The organism is Ectothiorhodospira variabilis, from assembly GCF_022227625.1.
GTDB classification, from domain to species: Bacteria; Pseudomonadota; Gammaproteobacteria; order Ectothiorhodospirales; family Ectothiorhodospiraceae; genus Ectothiorhodospira; species Ectothiorhodospira haloalkaliphila.
Genome location: NZ_JAJNAO010000006.1, coordinates 105,407 through 128,464, shown reverse-complemented (window position 1 = coordinate 128,464; position 23,058 = coordinate 105,407). Strand labels below are relative to the sequence as shown.

General features: G+C 62.1%; 15 protein-coding genes and 1 tRNA gene. 9 read left to right on the top strand and 7 right to left on the bottom strand.

Going from position 1 to position 23,058, the window contains the following annotated elements; all coding sequences use genetic code 11:
* Positions 1–17 precede the first annotated feature (17 nt).
* Entirely contained in the window at positions 18–2,033 is a 2,016-nt protein-coding gene (locus LPW30_RS08530; protein ID WP_239680615.1) for a CocE/NonD family hydrolase, read from the bottom strand.
* 151 nt (positions 2,034–2,184) lie between these two features.
* On the opposite strand from LPW30_RS08530, the gene LPW30_RS08525 reads away from it, so the two are divergent.
* The 3 genes from LPW30_RS08525 (at position 2,185) to LPW30_RS08515 (ending at position 4,470) form a co-directional block, all read left to right on the top strand.
* A complete protein-coding gene (locus LPW30_RS08525; protein ID WP_238624901.1) occupies positions 2,185–3,429 on the top strand; it encodes a protoporphyrinogen/coproporphyrinogen oxidase in 1,245 nt (414 codons plus the stop codon).
* 80 nt (positions 3,430–3,509) lie between these two features.
* Positions 3,510–3,980 (top strand): SRPBCC family protein, encoded by a 471-nt coding sequence (locus LPW30_RS08520; protein WP_025281785.1) that lies wholly within the window; start codon positions 3,510–3,512, stop codon positions 3,978–3,980.
* Positions 3,981–4,011: 31 nt separating this feature from the next.
* Complete coding sequence (locus LPW30_RS08515; RefSeq protein WP_025281786.1) at positions 4,012–4,470, top strand: PAS domain-containing protein; 459 nt, start codon at positions 4,012–4,014, stop codon at positions 4,468–4,470.
* Positions 4,471–4,473: 3 nt separating this feature from the next.
* Here the strand turns inward: LPW30_RS08515 and LPW30_RS08510 are convergent, their stop codons facing one another.
* A complete protein-coding gene (locus LPW30_RS08510; RefSeq protein ID WP_239680614.1) occupies positions 4,474–7,566 on the bottom strand; it encodes an efflux RND transporter permease subunit in 3,093 nt (1,030 codons plus the stop codon).
* A complete protein-coding gene (locus tag LPW30_RS08505) occupies positions 7,563–8,744 on the bottom strand; it encodes an efflux RND transporter periplasmic adaptor subunit (protein ID WP_239680613.1) in 1,182 nt (393 codons plus the stop codon). The genes LPW30_RS08510 and LPW30_RS08505 overlap by 4 nt, the downstream gene beginning before the upstream one ends.
* Before the next feature lie 310 nt (positions 8,745–9,054).
* On the opposite strand from LPW30_RS08505, the gene mobB reads away from it, so the two are divergent.
* Complete coding sequence (gene mobB, locus LPW30_RS08500) at positions 9,055–9,615, top strand: molybdopterin-guanine dinucleotide biosynthesis protein MobB (protein ID WP_238624898.1); 561 nt, start codon at positions 9,055–9,057, stop codon at positions 9,613–9,615.
* Between the two features lie 30 nt (positions 9,616–9,645).
* Here mobB and LPW30_RS08495 read toward each other — a convergent pair whose 3' ends face one another.
* The 3 genes from LPW30_RS08495 to LPW30_RS08485 all read right to left on the bottom strand — a co-directional run bounded on the left by LPW30_RS08495 (position 9,646) and on the right by LPW30_RS08485 (position 15,065).
* Positions 9,646–12,207 (bottom strand): hybrid sensor histidine kinase/response regulator, encoded by a 2,562-nt coding sequence (locus LPW30_RS08495; protein WP_025281790.1) that lies wholly within the window; start codon positions 12,205–12,207, stop codon positions 9,646–9,648.
* A gap of 90 nt (positions 12,208–12,297) precedes the next feature.
* On the bottom strand, positions 12,298–13,896 hold the full coding sequence (locus LPW30_RS08490; protein ID WP_025281791.1) for a diguanylate cyclase domain-containing protein: 1,599 nt from the start codon (positions 13,894–13,896) through the stop codon (positions 12,298–12,300).
* Positions 13,897–13,910: 14 nt separating this feature from the next.
* Positions 13,911–15,065 carry a substrate-binding domain-containing protein gene (locus LPW30_RS08485; protein ID WP_239680612.1) on the bottom strand — a complete coding sequence of 385 codons (1,155 nt, stop codon included), beginning with the start codon at positions 15,063–15,065 and terminating at the stop codon, positions 13,911–13,913.
* Between the two features lie 156 nt (positions 15,066–15,221).
* Between LPW30_RS08485 and LPW30_RS08480 the strand changes: the two genes are divergently transcribed.
* Entirely contained in the window at positions 15,222–15,626 is a 405-nt protein-coding gene (locus tag LPW30_RS08480) for a gamma-glutamylcyclotransferase family protein (RefSeq protein WP_025281793.1), read from the top strand.
* Positions 15,627–15,633: 7 nt separating this feature from the next.
* Here LPW30_RS08480 and LPW30_RS08475 read toward each other — a convergent pair whose 3' ends face one another.
* Entirely contained in the window at positions 15,634–17,085 is a 1,452-nt protein-coding gene (locus LPW30_RS08475; protein ID WP_238624895.1) for a TrkH family potassium uptake protein, read from the bottom strand.
* Between the two features lie 249 nt (positions 17,086–17,334).
* On the opposite strand from LPW30_RS08475, the gene LPW30_RS08470 reads away from it, so the two are divergent.
* The 4 genes from LPW30_RS08470 to LPW30_RS08455 all read left to right on the top strand — a co-directional run bounded on the left by LPW30_RS08470 (position 17,335) and on the right by LPW30_RS08455 (position 22,846).
* A complete protein-coding gene (locus tag LPW30_RS08470) occupies positions 17,335–17,832 on the top strand; it encodes a hypothetical protein (RefSeq protein ID WP_051582606.1) in 498 nt (165 codons plus the stop codon).
* A 58-nt stretch (positions 17,833–17,890) separates the two neighbouring features.
* Entirely contained in the window at positions 17,891–19,327 is a 1,437-nt protein-coding gene (locus LPW30_RS08465; protein WP_238624894.1) for a sodium:solute symporter family protein, read from the top strand.
* Between the two features lie 352 nt (positions 19,328–19,679).
* The gene (locus tag LPW30_RS08460; RefSeq protein ID WP_238624893.1) at positions 19,680–22,664 is read left to right on the top strand and encodes an EAL domain-containing protein; all 2,985 of its coding nucleotides are present in this window, start codon (positions 19,680–19,682) and stop codon (positions 22,662–22,664) included.
* A gap of 91 nt (positions 22,665–22,755) precedes the next feature.
* Positions 22,756–22,846, top strand: a tRNA-Ser gene (locus LPW30_RS08455).
* Positions 22,847–23,058: the final 212 nt, after the last annotated feature.

Here is a 23,058-nt window from a genome sequence, read left to right as displayed (position 1 = left end):
CGCAAAAGCGTTCGTGTTTACACCAGATCACGTGGGAGCGTCTCGTCCCATGTCTTGGAAAAGACGCGCACATCCCCCTCGTAGGCATCCAGCGTGGCACGGATGATGAAGTGGGTCCGGGTGGATGTGAGCACCGTCCGGGTGACCGTGCGTGCATCCCAGTCGCCGCGAGCAAACTGGCGCTCGTGCGTCACCTCGCCCCTGAGGGTATCGTAGCGCTCGTTACTGTAGCTGTAGCGCTCGCGCACCTGGCGCCCGAACGTCAGATCAATGTCGTCCAGCCGAACCTGCGGATCATTGTTCACCACATCCAGGGCCACCTGATTGCTGGCCAGGTTATGCACCACCTGCCACTCACGCTGAGCCGGGGCCAGCAAGGTGTTGGGTGGTGTGGGGGCCTGACGGGGCTGCCCAAGGCTGGGCAGGCTGGCATCGTCGAACTCTGGGCAACGCTGAGGCAGACGCAGGCGGCAACCGGCGGTATGCAGGGTCAACCTCACCGGCTCGGGTGCCGGCCAGGCCAGTGGCCAGTAGGAGCTGGAGATGGCCAGGCGGATGCGATGCCCCGCATGAAATCGCTGAGCCACTTCATTCAGGCGCACGGTCACCCGGTAGGGGCGCCCCGGCTCCAGCGCCTGTGGATCTTCATGGCCGTCTCGATGCGTGAGGTTCAGGATACCGAAGGTCACCCGTGTGGCACGGTCATCCGGGGCCAGATCCGAGATGCGCACCGCCACCATGGCCACGGGCTTGTCGGCACTGATTTCCAGATCCACCTCGGCGGCCCCCAGCATCTGTAGGTCTTCATGCAGGGGTTGTGTGTCGAACACCAACGCGCCGCCGTCCTCCAGACGCTGATCCGAAGGCAGGTCGGTGATCTCGGCATAGGAACACCATTTGCCGGCGAACAGGCCCACGCTCAGGGGGCTCTGGATGGTGAGCGTCTCCGACTCGCCCGCATCATCCTCTCCCGGGACAAGGCGCCCGTTACTGAGTTGGTATTCCCGGGGGCGAATGGCCGGGCTGGGCCAGTGTGGCTCGGCCACCCAGCCTCCGGTGGTCTCGGGTAGCAGGGGGTTGCGGCGGTCATGCATCCACACCCGCAGTATCGGATCCTGCTCCACCTGCCTGTCGATGCCCTTGAGCCAGTGATCCCACCAGCGCACGCATTCCCCCAGGAAGTCGATGGTGGGTCCTGGACCGCCCATATGGGGATACTTGTGGCCCCAGGGGCCTACCAGACCGCGACGCGGCCCCTTCAGGTGACGCATGAGACGAAATACGGTATTGGAATAACCGTCGGCCCATCCGCTGACCGCCATCACCGGCACCTGGATGGCGTCATAGTTCTCGCACACCGAGGCATGACGCCAGAAGGCATCCCGGCGTTGATGCTGCAACCAGTTGTGAATCCACAGACCACTGCCCTCCAACCGCTCCAGCCACATGTCTCGCCAGCGCTCACCCACCACCTGAGGGTCCGGCGGGCAGGAGTTGAAGCCGAACATGGTCGAGGCCCAGGAGAGGTTGTCAGTGAGCAGGCAGCCGCCCATGTAATGCACATCATCGGCATAGCGGTCGTCCGAGGAGCACACGGAGATCACGGCGCCCAGTTCCGGAGGCTGCAAAGCGGCCAGTTGAAGGCCGTTGAAGCCCCCCCAGGACAGCCCGAACAGCCCCACCTTGCCGGAGCACCAGGGCTGGGCAGCGATCCAGCGCAGGATCTCCAGCCCATCGTCCAGTTCCTGCTGCAGATACTCGCCCCGCAGGATGCCCTCGGAATCCCCGCTGCCGCGGATGTCCACTCGCACGCCAGCAAACCCCTGACTGGCAAAGAAACCATGGATTTCCGCATCCCGCAGCGCCTTGTGGTCCCGCTTGCGATAGGGGATGTATTCCAGAACCGCCGGCACGGGATTCTCTTCGGCACCCTCCGGCAGCCAGATCTTCGCCGCCAGACGGCAGCCGTCCGCCATGGTGATCCAGGTGTTTTCGATCAGATGCACTCGGCGCTCGAATGAGGCGTCGTTCATGGTGAGGTTCCTTGACGCTGCGTGTTTGGCCGGCCCGGCAGACAATGACAGGGCGCGTTACAGCGTTATATTATCCATCAAATGACCAGACACAAATGCCTGGAAGCGAAGTTTGTTGTCTTGTTGATCATTCAGCCCGCGGGAGCACCCCATGAGCATTGACGTGGCCATCGTTGGCGGCGGCCTCTCCGGGCTCGCATGCGCCCTCACCCTGCGTGAACAGGGACGCGAGCCTCTCATTCTTGAAGCCTCCGACAACGTGGGCGGCCGAATCCGCACGGATCATCACGATGGATTCCTGCTGGATCGTGGGTTTCAGGTGCTGCAAACCTGGTATCCGGAGGCGCAGCGATTCCTGGACTACGAAGCCCTGGATCTGCGTGCCTTTCAGACAGGCGCCCTGGTGAGGATCAATGGGCGCGCCCGCCGTGTGAGTGATGTCTGGCGTCAACCCACCCGGCTACCGGAAATGCTCTGGTCTCCCGTGGGCCATCTGAGCGACAAGATCCGGCTGCTGCATCTGCGGCACCGTTGCCTGCAGGGCGATCTGAACGATCTTTATCAGCGCCATGAACGGGATGCGGTCACCCACCTGGCGGAACTGGGATTCTCGCAACGGATCATCGATCGTTTCTTCAAACCCTTCTTCAGCGGTGTGTTCTTCGAGCCGGATCTGCATGTCTCATCCCGAGCCTTCGAGTTCGTGTTCAGGGCGTTTGCCCTGGGCGATACCGCCCTGCCGGCCAAAGGCATGGAACAGATCCCCCAACAGATGGCTGCCCGCCTGCCGGCGGATACGTTACAACTGCACACCCGTGTGGAGCGAATCGAGAAGAACCTTCTGCACCTGACCTCAGGCGAGGTGCTGCAAGCACGGGTCATCGTCATTGCGACGGAAGGCCCGGAAACCGCTCGACTGCTGGGGCAGAATGCCGCCGATGTACCCACCCGTGGAACCACCTGCTTTTACTTCTCCGCCAACCGGGCACCCATCGACGGCCCCTACCTCATGCTCAACGGGGAAGGCAAGGGCTGCATCAATAACGTGCTGTGTCCATCGGTGCTCTCCGAACACTATGCACCGCCCGGCAAGACCCTGGTGAGCGTGAACGTGCATGGCGCCGAGCATGATCTTGATGAACTGGAAGCCCGGGTGCGAAGCGAATTGGCCGCCTGGTTTGGTGACGAAGTCCTGGACTGGCAACGGCTGACCGTGTACTCCTTGCCCCATGCCCTGCCGGTGCAGTCACCGCCGGTTCAAAACCCGGCCGAAGTGGCGCTCAGGCAAAGCGAATTCGTGTGGACCTGTGGTGAATACGGGTGTGCCCCCTCCATCCACTGGGCGCTGCACCGGGGCCGGCGCAGCGCACGGGAGATCGCCGCCGCACGGCACTGACCGTACAAGCCTCGGGGTTTTGTCTATACTCGAGGGATCAAGCCCCACGGGAAACCCGCACAGCAGGAAAGGCGCCGCTTATGGTCAAAGCCCAATCCAGGACACTCATCAAACGTCCGCTGGAGCAGGTATTCAGTTTCATCGTGGATGATTTCATCCAGAACTATCCGCGCTGGTCACCCGAGGTCAAATCCCTGCGCGCGCTCACCAGCGGTCCGCTGCGACCGGGTTGGACGGGCCATCAGGTACGCGTGGACCAGGGGCGGCGAACAGAAACGGAGTTTCGCGTGGTGACACTCGAGCCCGGATCACGCGTCTCCTTCCGCGGCATCAAGGATCCTTTCCAGATCGACTATAAGTTCACCCCGCGGGATGGACACACGGAACTGACCTTTACCTTTGAACTGGCCAAGCTGGGTTTTGCCATGCGGCCTTTCGAAAAGCTCATCCGCATTGCCGTGCAGGAAGGTACCGACAGGACGGCGCGGAACATCAAGGGCCTGGCCGAGACCGAACTGGAACCAGCCAGCCCAACCCCGCCCCCACGCTGACCATCGATTCTCTTACCGGAGTCATCGCACCATGCAGTTCACCGCTGAAAAAGACCCGGGCCTGATCCCTTCCGTGCTGGCCCAGATTCTGGACACCTGCGTCAACGGCGTCACCCTGTCGGACCCGGATCAACCGGACAACCCCATCGTCTATGCCAACTCGGTCTTTGAACAGCTCACCGGTTACAGCCAGGAGGAGATCCTGGGCCGAAACTGCCGCTTCCTGCAGGGCGAGGAACATGATCAGCCCGGCCTTGACGAGATCCGCAAGGCGCTGGCGGAGCATCGGCAGGTGGAAGTCACCCTGCGCAACTACCGCAAGGATGGCTCCCTGTTCCATAACCGCCTGAACATCCGCCCGCTGTTCGATTCCGAAGGGAACCTCATCTATTACCTGGGGGTGCAATACGACGTCACCGACCTGGTGGAGGCCCAGGCGGAAGTCGCCCGCCTGGAGGGCCTGTTGAAAAAGGATACCGGCAAGGCCTGACCCTTACACCGGTTCCTCCTGGATCTCACGGGTACGCTGGCCAAAGCCACGGCGTTCCAGGAAGTTCTCCACCAACGAGTAGGCGATGGGGATCAGCAGCAGGGTGAGCACCAGCGCGGCAATCATGCCGGCGATGATGGCGGCCGCCATGGGCGCATTGGTCTCAGCCCCTGCCCCAAAACCCAGGGCCGCCGGCAACAGGGCCAGGATCAGGGTCAATGAGGTCATCAACACGGGGCGCAGCCTGATGGGACAGGCCTCCTGAAGGGCTTCATCCACGCTCAGACCCCGATTGCGGCGGTACTGATTGGTGAGATCCACCAGCAGGATGCCGTTCTTGGTGACCAGCCCCATGAGCAGCACCATGCCGATCATGGAGAAGATGTTGAGGGTGAATCCGCCCACCCATAGCCCGACGATACCGCCCACCAGGGCGATGGGCTGGGCCGCCATGATGATCAACGGCTGGGTGAAGGAATTGAACTGACTGGCCAGCACGATATAGACCAGCGAAACCGCCAGGAACAACACGAACAGCATGGCGCCAATGGCCCGCTGCATCTCCTCGGCCTGCCCCATCAGCTCCACGTTGTAACCCAGAGGCAGCACATCGTCGCCAATGGCCTGGAGTTTTTCCACCGCCTCGCCCAGGGGCATGCTCGGGCTGCCATAGAACTCGGCTGAATAGTTCAGGTTGTAGCGGTTGATCACCGCCGGCCCGATGCCCGCCTCCATGCTGGCCACGGTATCCAGGCGCACCAGTTCCCCGTTGCCCGCCCGCAGATACAGTTTTTGCAGATCATCAGGGCGGGTAAAGGCATCCTCACGGCCCTTGAGCCGGATATCATAACGCTGTCCGCCGCCGTCCGGGTCGTTGAAACGCGCCACGTCGATGCCGCCCACCATCACCTCCACGGCCTGGGCCACCTGACGAGCGGACATACCCAGGTCGTGGGCCCGTTCACGGTCCACGTTCAAGGCCAGTTCCGGCCGCTCCAGGTCCAGCTGCATGTCCAGACGCCCCATGCCATCCACCTCTTCCAGGCGCGATCGCATCTCGCGAGCCAGGCGGGCCACCTCGGTCAGATCGGGCCCGGTGATGGCGAACTGCAGCGGGTCACCCCGCTGCCCGGGCACAAACGGCACCTCGGTGGCAAAGGCCCGCACACCCGCCAGTTGCCCGAGCTTGGGCGAGATACGGTCAATCACCTCCTGCTGACTGGCGCTGCGCTCATTGCGGGGCACCATGCGAATGAATGAGATCCCCTCGTACACCTGCCCCGCATCCCCCAGGCCAATGGCCGCGAACATGCGATCCACCTCGGGTTGATCCAGCACGATTTCTTCAATCTCGGCCATGCGCCGATCGGTATAATCGATGCTCGACCCCTGCGGGGTCTGGAAAATGACCACGAATTGCCCCGTATCCTCGGAAGGTGCGAACTCCCCACCCACCCGGGGGAAGATCAGGCTGCCCACCACCACCAGGCCCACCAGCGATGCGGCCAGCACCGTCCAGCGCCAGTTCAGACCTGTTGCCAGGCTGCGCCGGTAAACCGACTCCAGGCCCCGGAAGCCCTTTTCCAGGGCGTTGTACACCGGTCCATGCTCTGTTTGCACCGTCAGGAACCGGGAGCAGAGCATGGGAATCAGGGTGAGGGCCACAAGGCTGGAGGCCAGCACACCAAAAGTGACCACCACGGCAAAGGATTCAAAGAACCGGCCCACCGTTGCTTCCAGGAAGATCACCGAGGCAAAGATGGACACCAGGGCCAGGGTGGAGGCGATCACCGCGAAGAACACTTCCTTTGAACCGGAGATGGCTCCCTTCACGGGTCCTTCCTTGTATTGCTCCCGATGCCGATAGATGTTCTCCAGCACCACGATGGCATCGTCCACCACAATGCCAATGAGCAGCAACATGGCCAGCATGGTGATGGAATTGAGGGTGTAGCCAAAGAAGTACACCACCGCCACGGCCGCCATCAGCGAGACGGGAATGGACAGGGCAATGATCAGCGTGGACCGCAGGTTCTTCAGAAACAGCCACATGACCAGTGCCGAGAACAGTATCCCCAGCGCGATGGTGAGATAGAGCGAGTCGATCTGCTCCAGGATGAACACCGATTCATCGGATGAGATGGTGATCTGCATCCCCGGCGGCAACTGAGGGCGAATCTGATCATCCAGGATCTCCTTCACCTCCTCGATGATGGCCACGGTATTGGCACCGGAGACCTTGACGATCCCCAGGCCCACGGTGGGTTCGCCATTGAAGCGGGCCAGGCCCCGACGATCCGCGAGCCCATCGATGACATCGGCCACGTCCCGCAGGTATACCAGCGAGTCGCCATGGGCGCCGATGACCATCTCTTCCAGTTCCTCGGGGCTATGGTATTCCAGGTCCAGCTTGAGTTGATCCTCCCGGTCACCGCCCACCAGGAAGCCCCCGGGCATCTGCACGTGCTCTTCCTCGAAGGCGGCCATCAGATCCGGGATGGTCACACCGAAGGCATTGAGCCGGTCGGGGTCGATCTCCACACGGATGTTCCGCTCAAGCCCCCCACCAATGCGCACCTCGCCCACGCCGTTGATGTTCTCGATCTGCTGGCGAATCTCGTTGCGGGCGTAGGTATCCAGTTGCTGGCGGGTGCGGTCCCCTTGCAGGGCCAGCCACATGATGGGCTGGGCATCGAACTCCACCTTGTCCACCACGGGTTGATCCGCATCGGAGGGCAGCTCCGCCACCACCTGACTCACCTGGGCCTGCACCTCGTTGAAGGCCACGTCCACATCCTTTTCCAGGTCAAAGATGATGTTGACGATGGAGGCCCCGGGTACCGATTGGGAGGTGATGTTGTCGATCCCGGGCACGGTGTTCACCGCCCGCTCCACCTCGCTGGTGATGGCGGAGTCGATGATCTCCGGGTCCGCTCCGGTCTGGGTGACGGTGACACTGATCACCGGGAAATCGATATTGGGGATGCGGTCAGTGCCCACGTCCTGCAGCGAGATCAAGCCAAACAGCACGATCACGGCACTGATCATCACCGCCAGCACGTGCCGGCGAATGGAGAGCTCGGAGAGTGTCATCATTGTTCGTCGTCACCCTCTTGGGGTGAGGCGTTCACGGAGGCACCGTCAGTGAGGAACCCGGCGCCATCCACGGCAACCTTGTCACCGGCTTCGAGACCATCCAGGATCTCCACCCAGTCGGCGGTGCGTTGCCCCACTTCCACGCGTCGGGCCTCCACCGTCTCTTCGTCCGCATCCAGCACGTAAACCGTATCCCCGTCGGGTCGCTGCACCAGCGCCTGGCGCGGCACCGTGAGACCTTCTCGCTCCGACAGGACCAACTCCACGTTCACACTGGAGCCGCTGCGCCAGCCGCCGGGGTTCTCCACCAGGGCGATGGCCCGGATGGCGCGCCCATCCAGGCTGATGGCCGGACGTATCTCGCTGATCTCGGTGTCCAGCTCGCTCACCCCGGCGGCGCGGTTGCTCACCTTGAGGGGCATGCCGATCTCCAAATCGTTGGCCAGGGTCTCGGGGAAGGACACCCGCACCTGCAACATATCCGAGGTGGTCAACCGATACAGGGCGGTGCCGGTCTGAACGTAATCGCCCTCACTGACCAGGCGTTCATCGATCTCGCCATCAAAGGGGGCCTTCACACGCGTGCGTTCCAGATCCCGCTCCGCGGCACGCAAGGCCAGGCGCGAGGCCGCCAACTCCTCCCGGGTTACATCCAGTTCCGCCTCCACTTCGTCCAGTTCCTGGGACGACACGTGGTTGTTCTCATGCAACTCCCGATAGCGCACCACCGTGAGTTCCTGCAGGGCTGACCGGGCGTTGAATCGCTTCACGTCAGCTTCGGCCTGGTCCCGGCGGAGCACGTAGTCCTCCTCATCCAGCTCGGCAATGAGATCCCCGGCCCGGACCCGGTCCCCCTCGTTCACCAACAGTCGTTTCACCGCACCGGATACCTCGGCGGCTACCCTGGGGTCATTCCTTGACCGCAGTTCCCCCAGGGCCCGTTGTGTACGGGTGACCGTTTCCGGTTCCAACTCCACATAGGTGATGGTCACGGCCCGGCTCGAGGGGCCCGGCCCTGCACTCTCGTCGTCCTGGGCATCCCCCGAACAGGCAGGAAACACCAGGGACGCCAGCAAGGCCAGCGGGAGTGTCCAGCGAGCCAGCGGACTGCGGGCTACGCAGTAAGCGGGAAGGGAGCGAGGAGTGAGGCGGGATTGAGGGTGATGGTCTGCTGTCATGTGTCCTGTGACCGTGGTCGGTCCTTGCGGTTCATCGAGTGGATCGGTCGAACGGGAAGCTCGACGCCTGATCTGTTATATGATTTTGCTCATGAGCGCATAAAACAGGCATGGGATTCACCACGTGCCCTCTTTCACCTTACCGGAGACAAAACCATGATGGCCAGCACCCGCATGGCCCCTGATGCTGCTTGGGTTATCGCACCGATCTGTTTCATATTAACAATGTGAGCGCCGCCCACCTGAGTATCTGCCCCGACTGCCGCACCGGCGCCATGGGCATGACGGCCATGACACCCCCGGAGACCCGATGACCACGAGCACCCTGCCCTTGCTGGGCTTCGCCGCCTGGAGCGGCACGGGCAAGACGACCCTGCTGGTACAACTCATCCCCCTGCTCAGGGCCCGGGGACTGCGCATTGCCATGATCAAGCATGCCCACCATGCCTTCGACGTGGACAAGCCGGGCAAGGACAGCTTCGAACTGCGCAAGGCCGGCGCGGCCCAGATGCTCATCGCTTCCCGTCACCGCTTTGCCCTGATGGTGGACGCGGAAGAACCCCAAGAACCGGATCTCCGGACCCTGGTGGAACACCTGGACCCGGCACGTTCAGATCTGATCCTGGTGGAGGGATTCAAGTCGGAGTGCTTCCCCAAGATCGAACTATACCGCCCCTCCCTGAGCCAGCCACCGCTGCATCCGGACGATCCGGACATCATCGCCGTGGCCACGGATGCGCCCGGCTCCCTCAACACCCCCCTGCCGATTCTGGATCTGAACAACCCGGAGGCCATCGCTGAATTCATTCTGGACTGGACCAGATCAGGGACGCATCCCGCACAACAGTACAGGCCATCGACGCAGCGCTGAGCGCAGCGGCAGGATTGTGTTCAAGGGGAACTAGCCAAGCCAGGCATCCACTTCGGCCAGAAAGCCTTCCACGTCCAGGGGCTTGGTGAGATGACCCTGAAATCCCGCCTCACTGAGCTTGGCCGAGTCCCGCTGGGAAGCGTAGGCCGTCAGGGCCAGCACGGGTATATCGAACGTTTCCGGGTGCTGCTTCAGACGATCGAGCACCTGAAAGCCGTTCATGTGTGGCATGTTGATGTCCATGAGGATCAAATCCGGTCGTTGCGCACGGGCCAACTCCAGGCCCGTGCCCGAGGTGTGCGCTCCGATGAGCCGCACGCCCTGGCGCCGCCGTTTGAGGATCTGTTCCACAAGATTGAGATTGGAGGGGTTGTCATCCACATAGAGCACGGTGTGGCGGATCACCTGATCTTCCGTCGTGCCATGCGGATCTGGAGTCCGTGCGGTACTGATCTCTCCTGTGGCTTCCGGATGATCGTCCTCGGGCACGGGGAGTTCAATCCAGAAGGTGCTGCCCTCGTCCTGCGTACTGATGACACCGATCTGGCCGCCCATGGCCTGGATCATGCTGCGCGACAGGGACAGTCCGATGCCGGTCCCCTCCATCCCGGTGGCATCAGCCCCCAGCCGGTTGAAGGGTTCGAACAACTGGGCCTGACGGGCCTCGCTGATACCTGGGCCCGTATCCTCAACGCCAATACGCAGTATCCTTTCGGCCTCCTTGGGCCAATAGTGAAGTTGAACCCGGCCGCCATCCCGGTTGTACTTCACGGCATTGGATAGCAGGTTGATCAGCACCTGCTTGAGTCGCACCCGGTCGGCCCACACTCGCTGGCCAGCCGGCTCCCCCAGATCCACGACAATGCCTCGCTGATCCGCCAGAGGCATGACCAGTTGCGCACATTCTTCCACCACCTCTTCCAGCCCCAGATTTTCGGGAGACAGATCCATGCGCCCCGATTCCACCTTGGCCAGATCCAGCACCTGATTGATCAGGGCCAACAGGTGCCGCCCCCCCTTGAGGATCTCCTGAAGGTTTTCCTGTTGCTCCTCACCCAGGCTGGGATCCGCTTCCAGCAGTTGCGAGAAACCCAGAATGGCATTCATGGGGGTGCGCAACTCGTGGCTCATGGCAGACAGAAACTCCGACTTGGCCCGGTTGGCATATTCAGCTTCATCCTTGGCCTGACGCATGGCGGTCTCGGCGCGCTTGATCTCCGAGACATCCACATGACTGACCACCACATGTTCCGGCTGCTCCGTCTCGTGTCGAAGCGATGAGACTCGCAGGATGTAGTAATCATTTCCCATGTCATAGTCAGCCTCGTAGGCATCGCTCTCACCCCGCAGCACCTGACGGATACCATCAGCGATCGCCCGAACGCTTTCCTCGCCCTCGGCAATGGCCCGATCGCAGATTTCCAGGTAATTCACGCCTTCCGCCACACGACCGTTCACCCCGCCGTTGCTGTTGGCAAATTCCCGCCAGGCACGATTAACGGTAATGATGTCTCCGCGACGATCCAGGACGCAGATGCTGGACTTGAGGGAATCGATGATGGACTGAGTGAATAGCAGATCCCGGTGTTCGCGATCGCGCAGGGACTGTTCGGCCCGCCGGCGCCGGGTGATGTCTCGATTGACGGCCCGACGCCCCAGGTATTCGCCGCTCTCAGCCACCACTGGAAGGCATTCATGCTCGATCCAGCGCTCTTCGCCATTGCGATGGCGGATGCGAAACTCCATCTGATGCCTGGGCAACGAGGCACCATCCGCATTGATTTCGTCCATGTGGGCCTGCCAGCGCGCGGCGTCCTCGGGAGGCATGAGCCTCTTGAGCAGTTCCGGATCCCTGAGAAAGTCCTTCCGGGTATAGCCGCTCACGGCCTCACAGGCCGGCGAGACATACTTGAGGCTGCCATCGGCGCCATACCAGTAATCCCAGTCCGGCGAGTAATCGGCAGCAATGCGGTAGCGCCGCTCACTGGCCTCCAGGGCCTGCAGGGCCGCCTCCAGACGGGCCTCGGCATCCTTGTGGACGCTCAGGTCCACCAGCACGCAGGCGAAGTCCGAATCCCGCCCGTCTCGCCCCGGGAGCCGATGCACGTGCAGATCCCCCGGAAAGGCACGGCCCTCCTGATGCCTGAGCTGTATGTCCCTGAGCACGGCCTCACCTTCTCGGCCCGCCTCCTCAAGGGTGCGGTTCACGTGGTCCAGCCCCTGCACATGAAACAGACGCCTTAGCAGTTGCCCGCGCATCTGTTGAGTGGAGAGCCCGAACTGGTCCACGGCCCTTTGATTGGCATCCAGGATGATACCGGTCGGGTCCACCACCAGGGCCGCCAGGGGCAGGCCGTGAAACAGGGCGGAATAGCATCCCTGAAGCTTCCAGGAGGTGAGCTGACTCTCGCGCAGTTCGGCGTTCTGGGTTTCCAGTTCCACCTGATAGGTGCGCAAGGTCTCGGTGAGTCGCGCCAGATCCACGTCGCCCGAAGCCAGCAGGCGTTCGGCCAGTTCAAAATCCCCTGACTTCAGGGCCTGTGCCGCCTGCTCCCTGACCCGCTTGTCCCGCCTGTCATCGGGTTCGTTCATGTTTCGCCTTCTTGCTCCGTTCAAATGCCCACTGCAGTCACACAGAAGCCTGCTGCATCGCAGCATTCTGACACCAGCACAAGTTCCAGACTAGCCGGTCTCGAAGAAATGGTAGCGGTTCTTGCCCGACTCCTTCGCCCGATACATGGCCTGGTCTGCATGTCGCAAAAGCGTATCCGGATCGGCCTGGTCCGTGGGATAAAAGGTCACACCCACGCTGGCGGAAATCTCCAAGCGTTGACCTTCGATGGTCACCGGCTCTGCCACCGCCTCCAGTAACCGGGAGAGGGCCTGATGCGCCTGCTCCATGGTTCGTACGTTGTTAAAAAGGATGACGAATTCATCCCCTCCCAGACGCGCCAGGGTATCATCAACCCGCAGCAGGTTGCGCAGGCGCGCCGTGATGGCCAGCAGCAGTTGATCCCCCATGGCGTGGCCATGATGATCGTTGATGGGCTTGAAGCCGTCCAGATCCAGGTAGCAGATCGCCAGAGGCCAACCATTGCGCCGGCTGCGGGCGATGGCCTGGTCCATGCGGTCAGCCAGCAGGCGCCGGTTGGGCACCCCGGTCAGAGGATCATAGTGGGCAATCCTGTCCAGTTCCGTCTGATGCTTGCCGATTCGCTCGATCAGATCGTTGAACGCACCCACCACCTGCCCCAGCTCATCGTAACGATGCATCCGGGGAACTGCCAGGGGGCTGAAGGGCCCCGCGGGGGATTGCCGCGTCTGCAGGGAGAGATCCCGCATGGGAATGGCGATGGAACGGGTCAGAAACACCAGCAACCCGCCCATCACCAGCAAAATGAGCGCACCGAGCATGGACACGGTTCGAATGAGGATGGATCCCTCCTCGCCTGCACCCTCTGTACTCATGACGATGCCGACATCGGCCTCCACACTGTCCGGTTCGAGCAATCGCCAGGCCACACGGCATTGATTCAGTATCGCGATCTGCTCAGGAGCGCCGATGGGTACATCTTCGAGGTTTGCAATCTGCATGGCCACCTCCGAAGGGCCGGGAAATAGCTGCCCGTCCAGCACCAGCGCCACACCCGTGAGATTCGCCCGAGCACGAATCTCCGTGAACAGGGAGACCCGTGCCGAAAGCGCCACCAGGCCGAGTAACTGCCCCACCATCCGACCCGAGTCAGGGTCCCGGAAACTCTCTTGCGTGACCACCGCCATGATGGACTCCCCTTCTCCCGTCTCGACCGCCACAAGCCGGCTGGGGGTGGCGACGGTGGCCTGTTCCTGATGCGCAAGCCATCGAATCAGGGCGTCACTGTGTCGAAGCGCAAAACCGCCCGCCACCCAGGGGAGTTCGTCCTCACGGGTGATCACCAGGGCGTCGAACAGGCTGCGCCCCTGCAAGCGATCGTGAAGGTTGATCAGGTGCATGGCGGCTTCAGGGTCATCGGCGTACACCGCCTCTCGCAAGGCCGGAAGCCTCACAAGCTCGCTGGCCACCCGCTCGGCGGATTCAATCTCCTTGTCCAGAATCAGGGAGGCAATGGCGGCACTGCCATCGAAGCTGCGGTGCACCTCCTGCAGGTTGGCCTGACGGGCCCCCTGAATGGTGAGCATCACCGCCAGCCCGGCAATCAGCATCATCGCCAGGCCCACGGCCAGAATGATGGTTCGGGTGAGTGTGGGGCGACAAAGTTGGGTCCCAAGGGAGGTGAACATGATCCCCGGTCGTCCTAGTGACGCACCAAGTCGGGCACACCGGAGTAACGGAAGGCGCGCTGCATCAATGCCTCCAGTTCTTCGGCAGGGGTATCCCGTGTCACCAGGTGCATTCCCCCCGAATAGATCTGCGGGATCTCGTGCCCCATGCCACGAACCTGGAGTGCGATGGCCTCGGCCATGGCCACACCTGCATCATCGTTCAGGCGCATCACCGTTGCCGACAAGGTGCCTTCACGGATGGCCTGCAGTTCCGCGCCACCGCCACCCCAACCGGTCACCTGCACATCGGCGCGCGCCTGGGAAACGAGGGTGCGCACCGAGGCCAGGGCCGTATCCGTGGTGCACGCAAAGATGAACCGCAAATCCCGGTGGCGCGCCAGGGCATCCAGCGTCGCCTGTTCGGCGATATCCACATTCTGATCGGTCAGATAGGTATCACGCAGTCGTGGCGCCGACGCATCCACAAGGGATCGGGTCAGGGTATCTCCACGGGCGCGACTGACGTAGCCGTCCGTTCCATACAGCACCACGATCTCATCGCCTTCCAGGGCCTGGGAACGAATATGGTCCAACAACAGATGCGAGCCCTGAAGATGATCGAAGCCCACATACATCAGGGGCTGCAGGCCATTCCAGGCGCGCACGGGGGTGGTGATGTTCTGCAGGATGATATGGGGCCTCTCGGCCCCTGGGGCCCGCGCCAGCAACCGATCAATCAAGGCCATATGCGCGGGAGTATCCAGGGTGTAGATGAGAAAGTCCGGTTCATGGGCCAGGGCCTCCCGCAACTGCTGCACCTGCAGAACGGCCTGATCCCGTGCATCACCACTGAAAAACACCCGCAAATCCAGAGGTAGATCCAGTTCACGGGCCCGACCTTCGAAGGCCACCAGGTTACGCCGCCAGTAATCGGAGATCTGTAATCCCGGGTAGATCACGGACACCGTCACCGGGACATCAGGCCTCTGCTCGGCGGGTATCGATCTGCCTGATTCGCTCACCCGGCGTTCAAAGGCGTGCATCAACGGACGCTGTTCGGCATGCCTTTCCAGAAAAGCCTCCATCGGCCAGTATTCGCGCAGATCCTGAGCGCTGGCAGGCAAGCCCAAACCCAGCAGCATCAGCGCCAGGTAACATCGCTCCAGGAGGCCTTTCCCCTTCGGCATCGGACTCTTCTCCCCGCAAGGGTGTTGGGTTCACTATCTTAAAGCAACGGTAAGCGTTTGACAGACCCGCGGAACCTGAAAATGATACGCCGGTCCATGGGCCAGTGGGTCATATCGTGAATCCCGGGATGGGAACAGCTTTGGGGAGGCCTTGATTTGTCCATCCGTATCTTCGTTTACGGCACCCTGCTCCGGGGGCTGTGCCGTCACGATGCATTGAAAACGGCCCGTTTTCTTGGGCCCGCCCACACCCGCGGGCAACTCTTCAACCTGGGTAGCTACCCGGGCCTCAAGACGGGCCAGGGCAAGGTCCATGGCGAGGTGTATGAGGTGGATCCACTCACGCTCTCCCGTCTCGACCGCATCGAAGACTATGACCCGAAACACCCGGCGCATTCCCTGTATCTGCGGGTTCCCCGCGAAGTCACGCTGCAGGATGGACGTCGATTGCAGGCTCACACCTACCTGTACAACCGCCCTACCCGACCTGCGGATCGCATCCCCCATGGTGACTATCGGGCCCATTGCCTGCCCGCGGCGGGGTCGGGTCAAGACCCATGATCCCGGCTCAGTGCCGCCAGAAGGCCGGCGTCAGCAACACCAGCAAGGTAAAGACCTCCAGGCGTCCAAGCAGCATGGCGAACATGAGCACCCACTTGGCCAGATCACTGATGGCCGCATAGTTCTCTGCCACTGCCCCCAGGCCCGGGCCCAGGTTGGTGATGGTGGCCGCCACCGCCGAAAAGGCCGTCACCTGATCCAGCCCAGTGGCCATCAGGGTCAGCATCATCAAGGCGAACAGGGCAATGTAGGTCGCGAAAAAACCCCAGACTGCATCGATCACGCGATCCGGCACGGGTTTCCCACCCACCTTGATGGGCACCAGGGCCTGGGGATGCACCAGGCGAATCACCTCCCGATAGCCCTGCTTGATCAACAGCATGAACCGGATCACCTTGATCCCACCGCCGGTGGACATGGCGCAACCGCCGATGAAAGCGGCCATGACGAGAAGCACCGGCAGGAAGATCGGCCAATGGGCGAAGTCATCGGTGGCGAATCCAGCCGTCGTACCGATGGAGACGGCCTGAAAGACGCCATGGTGCAGTGCCTCTCCCCAATGATCGTAATGCTGCTGAATGAGGAGAGTGACCACCATGACAACCATCAGTATCCCCATGATGCCCAGGAACCAGCGCACCTCGGGTTCCTTCAGGTAATGGGTGAGGGATCGGGTACGCCAGGCCATGAAATGCATGGCAAAATTGATGCCGGCAATGAGCATGAAAACCACGCAGATCATGGAGATCACCGGGTTGTCAAAATGCCCGATGCTGGCGTCGTAGGTGGAGAACCCGCCGATGGCCACGGTGGAAAAACTGTGGCCGATGGCGTCGAACCAGTTCATCCCCGCCAGCCAGTAAGCCGACGCACAGGCCACCGTGAGTGACAGATAGATATACCAGAGGGCCTTGGCCGTCTCGGCGATGCGGGGGGTGAGTTTGGTGTCCTTGACGGGGCCCGGGGTTTCGGCACGGTAAAGCTGCATACCCCCCACCCCGATCATGGGGAGAATGGCCACGGCCAGCACGATGATGCCCATGCCCCCCAGCCATTGCAGTTGCTGGCGGTAAAAGCGTATCGACTCCGGCAGGTCATCAATGCCCACCAGCACCGTTGCGCCGGTGGTCGTAAGCCCGGACATGCTCTCGAAGGCCGCATCGGTGAACGAAACGGCAGGGGCCTGGGACAGGCTCAGAGGCAAAGCCCCGGAGAGGCCCAGCACGGTCCAGAAGAGCACCACAATGAGAAAGCCATCCCGGGTGCGCAGATCCTGGCGGGAACGGCACACCGGCAGCCAGAGCAGCAACCCCAGCGCAAGCAACACACCAAAGGAGACCACGAACGGCAACAGCCCGCCGTCGTCGTAGATCACGGAGACAATGGCCGGGGGCAGCATGGTCCCGCTGAAAAGCATCAGCAGCAGCCCGACAACGCGCAGCACGGAGGCCCAGTGCATGAAGAAACCCGGATGGTGAGCGGGCGCATAATGTACGCCACCCGGGCCGCCCGGGCAAAGCCGACAGCCCGGGCAGCCGCCCCAAACGTCGTGGCCCGCGCTTGACCCCCGAAAAGCACACGACTAGGGTAAGCGCATAAGACATCGCCTCAATCGCATGCAGACGGGCCGATTTCCTCAGTGATTGTCTTGTGAGCGCGTCGGCCCTCTGACGGCATGCCGGTGGCCCGGTGGCCAAAGGAGCGTGACTTGCCTCAGTCCTCACGACATTCAGGCCGTTTTTCGCTTACCCTTCGGGTGGCCGTCCCTGCAGTGCTGGCCCTGTTCCTGCTGCCCGTCCCCATCCTGGCCGAAGCCCCCAAACCCCACCTGGAAAGCACCACGGATCTTGCGCGGGCCGGATATTTCCAGTTGCGCTGGTCTCTCGATGAAGGCGAGGTGGACCATTTCCGCCTTGAGGAAGCCACGGAGGAGGACTTCTCCGACGCCCAGGTGTTCTACCAGGGGGCCGATGGCGCCACAGTGATCAGCGGGCGCAGCAACGGCACATTCCATTACCGGGTTCGGGCCCAGCTGGACGATGGCAGCCAGACCGATTGGAGCCAGACACAAAGCGTGGAGGTCAGGCATCACTCCATCGCCCAGGCCTTCGGAATCTTCACCCTGGGGGGGGTGGTCTTTCTGGCCACCGCCGGCGTCATCGCCTTCGGTACCCGGGCCAACCGGATCATCCCCAAGGATTCATGACTCCGACTACGGTACATTCAGGGTCCGCCTGCTGGCGGGTCCGGCATGAGGAGCGCCTATGAGCATCCAGGAAACCGCCATCCTGGAGCCAGGAGTTGCCTGGCTGCTGATTGCCCTGTTCACCGCCCTTTACGTGGGGCTGGGCTGGTATTTCGGTCGAAAGGACAAGGAACTGGACCAGTTCGTCCTGGCGGGCCGCAAGGTGGGGCTGGCCGTGGGCACCGCCACCGCCATGGCCACCTGGGTGACCAGCAACACCACCATGATGGCCCCGCAACTGGCCTATCAGATGGGCATCTGGGGCATGGTGGGTTATTCCCTGGGCGCCGTCGGGCTACTGCTGTTTGCCCCGCTGGCCAAGCGCATTCGCACACTCATGCCCCATGGCTATACCAGTGGCGACTTCGTGCGCCTGCGCTACGGCAACGTGGCTTGGCGGGTCTTTCTGGGCATCTCCATCTTCTACAGCTTTGGCTGGCTGGTCAGCCTGGGCATGGCGGGTGGCGTGCTCACACATGCCCTGTCGGGCATCCCCTACTGGCAGGGCATGACCGTGATCCTGGCCGCCTGCGTGGCCTACACCCTCATCGGCGGTTTCCGGGCGGTCATCGGCACCGATTTCATCCAGTCCATCCTGATCCTGATCGGCCTGGTGGTGTTGGCCTGGATGGTCATTGGCCGCATCGGCTTTGACGAGATTCACTTCAGCCTGGAACTGGAACGACCCGAACTGCTGACCCTGATGATGCCCGCAGCCATCATGTTCCTGTTCAACAACCTGCTGTTCGGCATGGGGGAGATCTTTCATTCCAATGTCTGGTGGACACGCGCCTACTCGTTCCGTGAGGGCGTCGGGCTGTGGGCCTACCTGCTGGCCGGCCTGTTCTGGGCCCCGATCCCCATCGTGGCCGGCTTCATCGCCCTGGCCGGACCTGCCCTGGGGACCAACATCCCCGCCGCGGATATGGTGGGCCCCATCATCTCCGCTGAGTTGCTGGGTCTGGCGGGCGCCGTCATCGTGCTGATCATGGTCTTCGCCGCCCTGGCTTCCAGTCTGGACTCACTGCTGGCAGCCACCGCCATGCTGGTGGTGCGGGACATCTACTATCGTCATCTGCGGCCTCACGCCAGTGCCGATCATCTGCGCACCGCCACCAAGGTCACCATCCTGCTGTTGGGGGTGGTCACCTGGCTGTTATGTCTGCCCCGCATCACCACCCTGGCGGAACTGCTGCACTTCACCGGTGCATTCGTGGCCAGCACCATCTGGCCCATTGCCGCCGGTCTGTACTGGCGTCGTACCAACCGGTGGGGCGCCACACTGGCCATGGTGGCTGGCAGCGCGGCCGGTATCACCGCCTATTTCCAGATCGGGTTCTACGTGGGTGCCCTGGTGGGAGCCGCGGTGTCCATGGTGATCGTGCTCCTCACCACCTGGCTCAGACCCCAGGAGTTCGACTGGGAACAACTTAAAGAACCCCCGCCAAAACACTGATCCGAATGGGGTTAATCTCATGGCATCTGTCGAAATTCTTTCCATTGTCGTGACGGTGGCAACCATCATCACCACGCTGTGCATCTTTGTGCTCATCGGCCTCGTGATCAGGGACTGGCGCAACGGCACGCTTTGGTGAGAGGCACGGCGAGCCCCGTCCCGCAGCTTCGATCATGCGGATGGGGCCACAATAATCGAAATTTCTTTCCCTTGATCGGTGTCATACGGGCACATCCGGCACGGTTTCTGCGTTAACCTTCACCCGGCAGGGATTTACTGCAACCCAAGTGAAGATGCGACTCTCCCCGGGCGGCACGGGGTGGACGCGAGGTAACCCAGGAGTGGCCCCAACATGACGCGCATCCCGCTGCGCTATCTGACGGTTCTGATCCTGCTGGTGTTTATCGCCCTGAGCAGCTTGCTGGCCTACCGATTCGGCCTCAACGCCGCCGCAAATCATGTGGAAACCTCCGAAGCACGCCACCTCAAGGCACTGACCCAGCGCTTGCAGGATCATGCCGCGGATATGCTGGCGCGAGGTGAGCACGCGCGCCTGCAGCAGACATTGCAATCCATGAGCGAGGAACTCGATGTCAATCTGGCCGTGATCCTGGGCGCGCAAGGGAAGATCCTTGTCGGCATGGATGACCAACGCCTGGGAGAGCCCTGGGAAAGCCTGATTCCCCATCCCCTGAACCCGGCCCTCTATCCCGACCTGTCGATCGCGGCCCTGCTCGAAGACACCAGCCGTGTCGGAAAAGTTTTCACCAGTGAATCCCGCAATGCCCTCCTGGCCGCCTTCACGCTCAATCAGATATCAGACACGCCCAGCCTCTCGGCGCAGGTTCCATCGCAGGGGCTGATGCTGGTCCAGCTGAACCTGATGCCGGCGAAGGCAGCAGCCCAGAGCAATGTGCGCGAACTCGTGCTCCGGTTCATCGGCTACCTGGCACTACTGGCCATCCTGGGGCTGATCTTCTTCCACTGGACAGTGACCAAGCGTGTCGAGCGTCTGGCCCGGGCCACGCGACAGTTTGCCGAGGGTGATCTGAATACCCGTAGTGGCGTGACTGGAGGCGACGAACTGGCGGATCTTGGGCGCACCTTCGATCAGATGGTCACCCGCATCGCCGAGACCCAGCACACCCTGGGAGAGCGAGACCGACGCCTGTTGCGGGCCCAACGCACCGCCCGCATTGGCACCTGGGAGATGCACTTGCCCGAGCAGGCGTTTTACTGGAGCGACGAGATGTCCCGTGTGCTGGGCACCGCCCCTACGGAACGCCACCTCAACTACGAGAGCTTCATGGCACGCATCCACCCGGATGACCAGGAAGCCGCGCGACAATCCGACCGCAAGGCCATGGAAGAAGGCATCGCCGGCGAACTGGACTACCGCATCATCGGGGCCGACGGAAACGTGCGTCACGTCCATGAACAGACGCAGGTGATCCGCCGTCCGGATGGGCAGGTGGGCACCGTGATCGGCACGGTGCAGGACATCACGGAACGCAAGCGGGCCGAGGAAGCCGTCTTCAATGCCAAGGAGCGCGCCCAGGTCACGCTGGATTCCATTGGCGATGCGGTGGTCACCACCGATGCCGATGGACGCGTGGACTACCTCAATCCAGCGGCCGAAGCCCTCACCGGCTGGCCCATCCTGGAAGCCCGCGGCAAGCGCCCCGACGAAATGTTCCAACTGGTCAATGAAACCAGCGGTGCCACGGTGCGCACCCCCTTGGACGCCTGCCTGCGCGAGGGGCGCAATGTGGGTCTGGCCAATCACATCGTCATGATCACCCGCGATGGTCGCACCCGTGCCATCGAGGACTCTGCCGCGCCGATCCGCGACCGTCAGGGGAATACCATCGGCGCCGTGCTGGTCTTTCATGACGTCACCAAGCCCCGACAAATGGCACGCAAGCTGTCATGGCAGGCCACCCATGACCCCCTCACCGGGCTGTTCAACCGGTTTGAATTCGAGCGCCGCCTGCAGGTGGCGCTCAAGCAGGCCCACGAACTCCAAGCCCACCACGCCCTGCTCTACATGGATCTGGATCAGTTCAAGGTGGTCAACGACACCTGCGGGCATGTGGCCGGAGATGAACTGCTCAAGCAACTGGCCTTTACCCTCCTGGCGAAGATTCGTGACTCTGACACGCTGGCTCGCCTGGGTGGCGATGAATTCGGCGTCCTGCTGGAGCATTGCCCTCGCGAAAAGGCCCTGGAGATCGCCAATAACCTGCGTCAGACGGTGCGTCAGTTCCGGTTCGTCTGGCAGGGGCGGGTCTTCGAGGTGGGCATCAGCATCGGCGCCGTCATGCTCGAATCCACCGCCGAAGACATGACGGCAGTCCTCAGCGCCGCCGACATGGCCTGTTTCGCGGCCAAGGAGCGTGGCCGCGACCGCATTCATGTTTACCATCCTGACGATCAGGAGCTCATCCAGCGACACGGAGAGATGGAGGCGGTCTCACGGATCAACGAGGCACTGGCAGAGCATCGCTTCAGGCTTGATGTGCAGCCCATTGTGCCCGTTATCGATCAGCAACATCCCCCGCACCAGGAGATCTTGTTGCGCATGCTCGATGAGGAAGGCCGGGCAGTCATGCCCGGCGCCTTCATTCCCGCCGCTGAGCGCTTTGGCCTGATGCCGGCGGTGGACCGCTGGGTGGTGCACCATTTCTTCAGTCAGTTCGCCCATGTTTTGAGGGAGGATCCCCGCCACGCATCCTCTTCCAGCGGAACCATCTATGCCATCAACCTCTCTGGCGCCTCATTGAACGATGAACAACTCCCCGGTTTCGTCATCCAGCAACTGGAGCGCTACCAGATCCCTGCCTCGCGCATCTGTTTCGAGATCACCGAGACGGCGGCCATCGCCAACCTGACCCGGGCCGGGCTGTTCATGAATGAACTGCGCCAACGGGGTTGCCGTTTCGCCCTGGATGACTTCGGCACCGGCCTGTCCTCATTCACCTATCTCAAGCAACTCCCGGTGGACTACCTCAAGATCGACGGCAGCCTGGTGAGGGATATCGCCCGGGACCCCATCGATCGTTCCATGGTGGACGCCATCGCCCGCATCGGCCGGGTGATGGGCCTGCATACCATTGCCGAGTTCGTGGAAGACGATGCGGTGCTGGCCACTCTGGCCGAGCTGGGCGTGGATTTTGCGCAAGGCTACGGCATCGCCCGGCCCGCGCCCCTGTCCCAGGCCACACCGCTTCAAGGGCCGCCTCGCCAGCCATCGGGGCCCGCATCATCCGATCACTCATACCGCAACACCATGGCGCGATCCCGGGTGCGATCCCGTTTGCCAAATTCCGAAGTTTGATGTATCTTTGCGCACCTTGTCAGGCGGGGTTTCCCTCCAGCCTGGCAGACACCCTTGTGACCCGGACTATCCGGTCAGGGTGACGCACTTTGGAGAGGTGGCCGAGCGGTCGAAGGCGCACGCCTGGAAAGTGTGTATACGGTAACCCCGTATCGAGGGTTCGAATCCCTCCCTCTCCGCCAAATTGCACCGAAAAGCCACCGAAATGGTGGCTTTTTCATTTGTATGCCCCCCCTCATGTCCAAACCTTGATCCCGGGCATTAAAAGCCGCAATGCGCCGCTGCTGCCTTGCAACATGCCCCTCGATGTAAGAACATCCGCCCGTTTAATCATTGCACTTATACCCACATAAAAAGCATAAGGGTATATCCATTCTTCTGTGCACAAAGCGGG